Source organism: Metallibacterium sp., assembly GCF_054637675.1.
This window is the reverse complement of sequence record NZ_JBTSRB010000087.1, coordinates 1-4,840: the sequence shown is the minus strand read 5'-3', so window position 1 is coordinate 4,840 and position 4,840 is coordinate 1. Positions and strand designations below refer to the sequence as shown.

At 64.3% G+C, this 4,840-nt stretch carries 4 protein-coding genes and 1 pseudogene; 2 read left to right on the top strand and 3 right to left on the bottom strand.

Features of this window, described 5'->3' with window-relative positions; genetic code table 11:
- Positions 1–157: 157 nt before the first annotated feature.
- Positions 158–532, top strand: coding sequence for a hypothetical protein (locus tag ACYDAT_RS15555; protein ID WP_461451289.1), 375 nt, complete (start codon positions 158–160; stop codon positions 530–532).
- A 50-nt stretch (positions 533–582) separates the two neighbouring features.
- Here the strand turns inward: ACYDAT_RS15555 and ACYDAT_RS15550 are convergent.
- Positions 583–999, bottom strand: a pseudogene (locus ACYDAT_RS15550) (transposase); the annotation flags it as partial.
- A 320-nt stretch (positions 1,000–1,319) separates the two neighbouring features.
- On the bottom strand, positions 1,320–2,552 hold the full coding sequence (locus tag ACYDAT_RS15545) for an IS110 family RNA-guided transposase (protein WP_461451287.1): 1,233 nt from the start codon (positions 2,550–2,552) through the stop codon (positions 1,320–1,322).
- A 741-nt stretch (positions 2,553–3,293) separates the two neighbouring features.
- On the opposite strand from ACYDAT_RS15545, the gene ACYDAT_RS15540 reads away from it, so the two are divergent.
- Entirely contained in the window at positions 3,294–3,644 is a 351-nt protein-coding gene (locus ACYDAT_RS15540; protein WP_461451285.1) for a transposase, read from the top strand.
- A 405-nt stretch (positions 3,645–4,049) separates the two neighbouring features.
- Here ACYDAT_RS15540 and ACYDAT_RS15535 read toward each other — a convergent pair.
- The coding region (locus tag ACYDAT_RS15535; protein WP_461451283.1) for a pirin family protein at positions 4,050–4,840 on the bottom strand (791 nt) is incomplete at its 5' end.

Genomic DNA, 4,840 nt, shown 5'->3' with positions numbered 1-4,840 from the left:
CCTGAGGAAGGCAAAAAAGGGCGGGCAACCGCGCTGATCGTTCGCAGGTGTGGCTGCGCCATCACAGTGACGTGAAACGAAACGCGGTAACCTGCTCTTCGCTGGCAATTGGCCTGACGTCTCCGCTAAACGAGACTCACGTTAAATTGAGGTCCGGTTGGCGATGGTCAAGAAGAAGCTGGCGCGTGCCACGGATACGAATACGATCATGGCCGTTGCCACAAATATTGTGGTTTTGCATCCGCGCATCACATCCAGACATACTGCACTGCTCGCCCGTTGGCTTGACGCAGGGCAACGGATGGGATTGTGCGATGCTTGCGCTTTCTTCCCCGATCGTGATGAGCGCCAGCGCGATTATGTGCTGGTCTGGGTGCGTGAGAACCCTGATCCGGCCTACATGGTGCAGTCGGCCGGCACCGTCTGGGTGGTGACGGATGCGGTGCGCGAGCGCGAACTGGCGCGGCTGCCCAATTTTGCGGCGGCGCTCAACTTCATCCGTCCGGTGCTGCCGCTGGAAGCCGCCGCCTGAGTGTTTGTCCGGAAACAACGGCTGTGATTGCAGTTTGTTAGGGCGCGTCGTCAATTGAGCCAAACGGTGGCTGCGGCGAGGTGGATGGCGGCGAGGAAGTTCCGGGCGGTCTTGTCGCTGCGCGTTGCGATGGCACGGGATTGCTTGAGCCTGGCGAAGAAGCTCTCGATCAGGTGGCGTGCTTTGCAGAGCTTGCGGTCATGGTCGCGAGGAATCCCGCCGACTTTTTTTGGCGCCCGCGCTGTGCTGATGCGCCCGCCCGATGGTGCTGTCGATCATCGCGTATCCGTTGTCGGCGTCGCCGGCAGATGTGCAAAGACCCTCTGCCACACACCGCTTTTGGCCCAGCGGCTGAATCGCCGATGGACATTCTTCCAGTCCCAGAAGCGCTCCGGCAGGTCGCGCCAGGGAATGCCGGCGCGATAGCGATACAGCACCGCCTCGACAAACAGCCGGTGTGAGGTCGCGCGACGCGGATGCAGCGACGCGCTCGGGGCGCGACCTCATTGAAGCCGGATTGAACTGAACCGCGGGCCGCAGGCGCTATCTATGGGCGTTGTATGGCGTGCGCTGTGGGATTTGGCGGACGGAAGGCTGTTCGGAGCGGTCTGCGCGGTCGCGGCGGAGGGGCGGGCAACCTGTCGCAGGGTGGCGATCAAGCGTTGATGACCCGTGGGATGCTGCGGACGGGGACGATGACGAGCGATGGGTCTGTTAGGCGACGCCCAAAAATGACTGCGTCATGGGGGCTGTTTGGGCATAGGCGCTGGAAAGAAACTCGCTCCGTTCAGGCCGCCGCCGGTGTGATCTGGACGTCATATCCGAGGCTCTGAAGCCGATTGACGAGGCGCTTCGTTTGGGTGGCTTTGGCTCTTTGATCGAAGTAGTCGGCACCGAGATCCTGGTACAGGGTCCCGTTGGTCAGCATGTGATAGATGGCTGTGAGGATTGACGCGGCCACGGCGCCGATCGCTTTTTTCATTCCGCGCCTCGCCCTGATCCGGTTGAACTGTGCCTGAAGGTAGCAGCCTTTTTTGCGGGCGCCGGCCCATGCGCATTGGACAAGGGCGGTCTTGAGCCAGGGCGCGCCTTTGCGCATGCGGTTGGATCGTCGCTTACCCGCGCTCTCGTCGTTCTTCGGGCAGAGACCAGCCCAGGAGATCAGGTGCCCTTCGGTGGGGAAGCGAGTCATGTCATTGCCGATCTCGGCCATGATGGTCTGGGCGCTCAGGTCGCTGACCCCCGGGATCGTGGTCAGCAGCCGGATGGCGGTGCGAAAGGGCTCGACGTTGTCCTCGACCTCCGCATCAATGCCGGCGATGGCGGTGCCGAACACGTCGATCTGCTGAAGATGCAGGCGTAGCAGGAAGCGATGGTGCCGTGTTACCCGGCCGCGCAACGCTTCACGCAGCACCGTCGCCGGCGCCTTGATTTGCCGGTGAGCGAGCGTCGCCAGTTCATCCGGATCGGTCGTGCCCGCGATCAGCGCCTCCACCATCGCCCGGCCGGACACACCGATGATATTGGAGATCACCGAATCCAGCTTGATGTTGGCGTCCTCCAGCGTCTTTTGCAGCCGCTGGACGTGGCTGGTCCGTTCGCGGACGAGTTGCTTGCGTGTGCGCAACAGACCACGCATCTCCTGGGTCTGGGCGTCCGGCACGAAGCTGCCGCGGACCAGGCCGTGCGCCAGCAGATCAGCCAGCCAGGTCGCATCGTTCACGTCGGTCTTGCGGCCGGGAACATTCTTCACATGCGCCGCATTGGCGAGCAGCAGTGTGAAATCACCATCGCCAAGGATGTGCCAGACGGGCTTCCAGTAAACCCCGGTCGCCTCCATGACGATATGGGTGCAGCCGGCCGAGGCCAGCCATTCCGACAGGTCCAGCAGCGCTCTGGTCGTTGTCTTGAACGTGCGGACCTCACGTTCAACCTTGCCGTCCACCGCCTGGCGCAGGCATGCCACGACCATGTCCTTGTGCACATCGAGACCGGCGCAATGCAAATACAGAACTTCCATGTCCTACCCTCCTGGCGCGCCGCCGGCTCGGAATCCCCGTTGAAGGAACTCTGGAAAACGCGCTCCCGGGCCAGCACGGCCCTTGGCGCAATCAGGGGTGCTCAGGGATCCCCGGTCCAACTAAAACACGGACTCAAGCGCACCAAGACACTATCCGACCTCTGCGCCAGCGACGACGAACCAGATTAACACGACGCCGCACCAGTTTCATGTCCAGCGGGTCGGCGCAGCCGGTGACCAACTAAAATAGATCTTGACGCGACGCGGGTCGGTTTGATTCTGAGGGTGAATGCATGACGCAGCATCGGTTCTGACCGACCCGTTCTCCGCCCTGCTGGCGCGTCTGCCGGCGGGCCTGGGTCTTGATCGTCTGGCGCTTGAGACGCAGGCGCGAGCTGGTTGATGGCGCGAGCCTGTTGCGGATCGCGCTGGCGCGCGGGCCGGGCGGGCTGTCGTTGCGGCAGACCGCGGCCTGGGCGTCCATGCCGGGGATCGCCGAACTCAGCAACCCAGGCGTCAAATACCGGCTGAACCAGGCGAGGGCGTTTCTCGCCGCCCTGGTCGAACATCTGCTGGCGGCGAAGGTCCCCGGCGCGGAGTTGCGCTGGCCCGGTCGCACCTTGCGCCTGGCCGACGGCAGTTGCGTCAGCAAACCCGGCAGCCCCGGCACCGACTGGCGCATCCACGGCGTGTTCGATCCCGGGCGCGGCGGCTTCGCGCATCTCGAACTGACCGACAGGCATGGTGCCGAAGCGCCGGAGCCCCGCAGCGGCCGAAGCCACAAGATTGGCGCTGCGCCGTGCGGCGGCCAGCAAGGGCAGAACCCTCGACCCGCGCCGCCTGATGGCAGCGGAGTTCATGATCCTGGCGACATCGTTGCCAAAGAACGGATACCGCGCCGGGGCGGTGCTCGCGGTCTACCGGCTGTGCTGGCAGATCGAACTCGCGTTCAGGCGCCTGAAATCCCTGTTGCATATCGACAAGTTACCAACGTGGACCGCGCAAGGGTCGCGAAGTCGGCTGTATGCCCACCTCATTCTTGCGTTGCTGTGTGACGATCTCAGCCAGGATTTCCTGGACTCTTCCCCCTGAGGGCTTGCCCGACGCCGCCTGTGTCCCGTCACTTTGGGCGGTGCAGAAGACCGTGCTGATGGTACTGCTTGCCATCGTCCCCGGCCCGCTCTCTCTCGCCAACATCATGGCGGCCGGCGCGATGGTTCACCGCCGCCTTGCAAACGCGCCACGACAACGAAAACCTCACATCAGATACCCGGTTCGCGACCTGTTTTAGCGCCTATGGGAGGGTAGGGTGAGGGGGTGCCCGCAGAACGGCTGCATCACGCGAGCCGCACAACCCCCTCACCCTGCCCGTGGTCTGCTTCGCAGCCCAAGCCCCCTGAAAAAGGGGGACAGGGAAGAAAACCAGCGACAGACTTCAAACTGACCCACTACCTGCGCGATCTGCCGCTCCCGCCGCACAGACCTGTGGCACAGCGTTCATCCCTGCACATCCACCAGCACGATCTCGGCGTCCGCCCCGGCCGTCAGTTCCAGTTCCGTCTCGCCGGTGATGGCGGCCCCGTCACGGGTGCCGACGGCGATCCCGTTCACCGTCACCGCACCCGTGGCCGGCACCAGATAGGCGGCACGGCCAGGGCGCAATATCTGGCGCACGCTTTGGCCGCGGCGCAGCATGCCGGCAAACACTGCGGCATCGGCATACAGCGGCAGCGCCGACCCGTCCGCCTGCGGCCGCCCGTCGGCCAGTGTGGCCAGCGCGCCTTCCACCTGCTTTGGAAACGCCCGCGCGCCCCAGCCCGGCGCGACCCCATGCTGCCCCGGCAGAATCCAGATCTGGAAGATGCGCGTCGGCAGCGCCTCCAGATTGTATTCGGAATGCACGATGCCGGTGCCGGCATGCATCACCTGCACGTCGCCCGCCTCGGTCCGGCCGCGATTGCCGAGGCTGTCCTGATGTGTGATCGCGCCTTCGCGGACATAGGTGATGATTTCCATGTCCTGGTGCGGGTGCGGATCGAACCCCTTGCCGGGCGCGATCTCATCGTCATTCCACACCCGCAAGCCACCGACGCCCATCCGCGCCGGATCGTGGTAGTGGCCGAAGCTGAAATGATGCCGCGCATTCAGCCACTCGTTGCGGAAATGGCCGAGGCGGTCGAAAGGCCGGACCTCGATCATCGTCGTTCCCCCGCTGCCGTGCATGGCATAGCGCGGCCGGCAGCGGCGGTGAAGGGCCGACGCCGCGATTTGAACGCCCGCGCGAAGTA

Bases quoted from the DNA above. Each gene is read 5' to 3' on its own strand.
- ACYDAT_RS15540 (WP_461451285.1), top strand. From the start codon at position 3,294: ATGGTGCCGAAGCGCCGGAGCCCCGCAGCGGCCGAAGCCACAAGATTG.
- ACYDAT_RS15545 (WP_461451287.1), bottom strand. From the start codon at position 2,552: ATGGAAGTTCTGTATTTGCATTGCGCCGGTCTCGATGTGCACAAGGAC.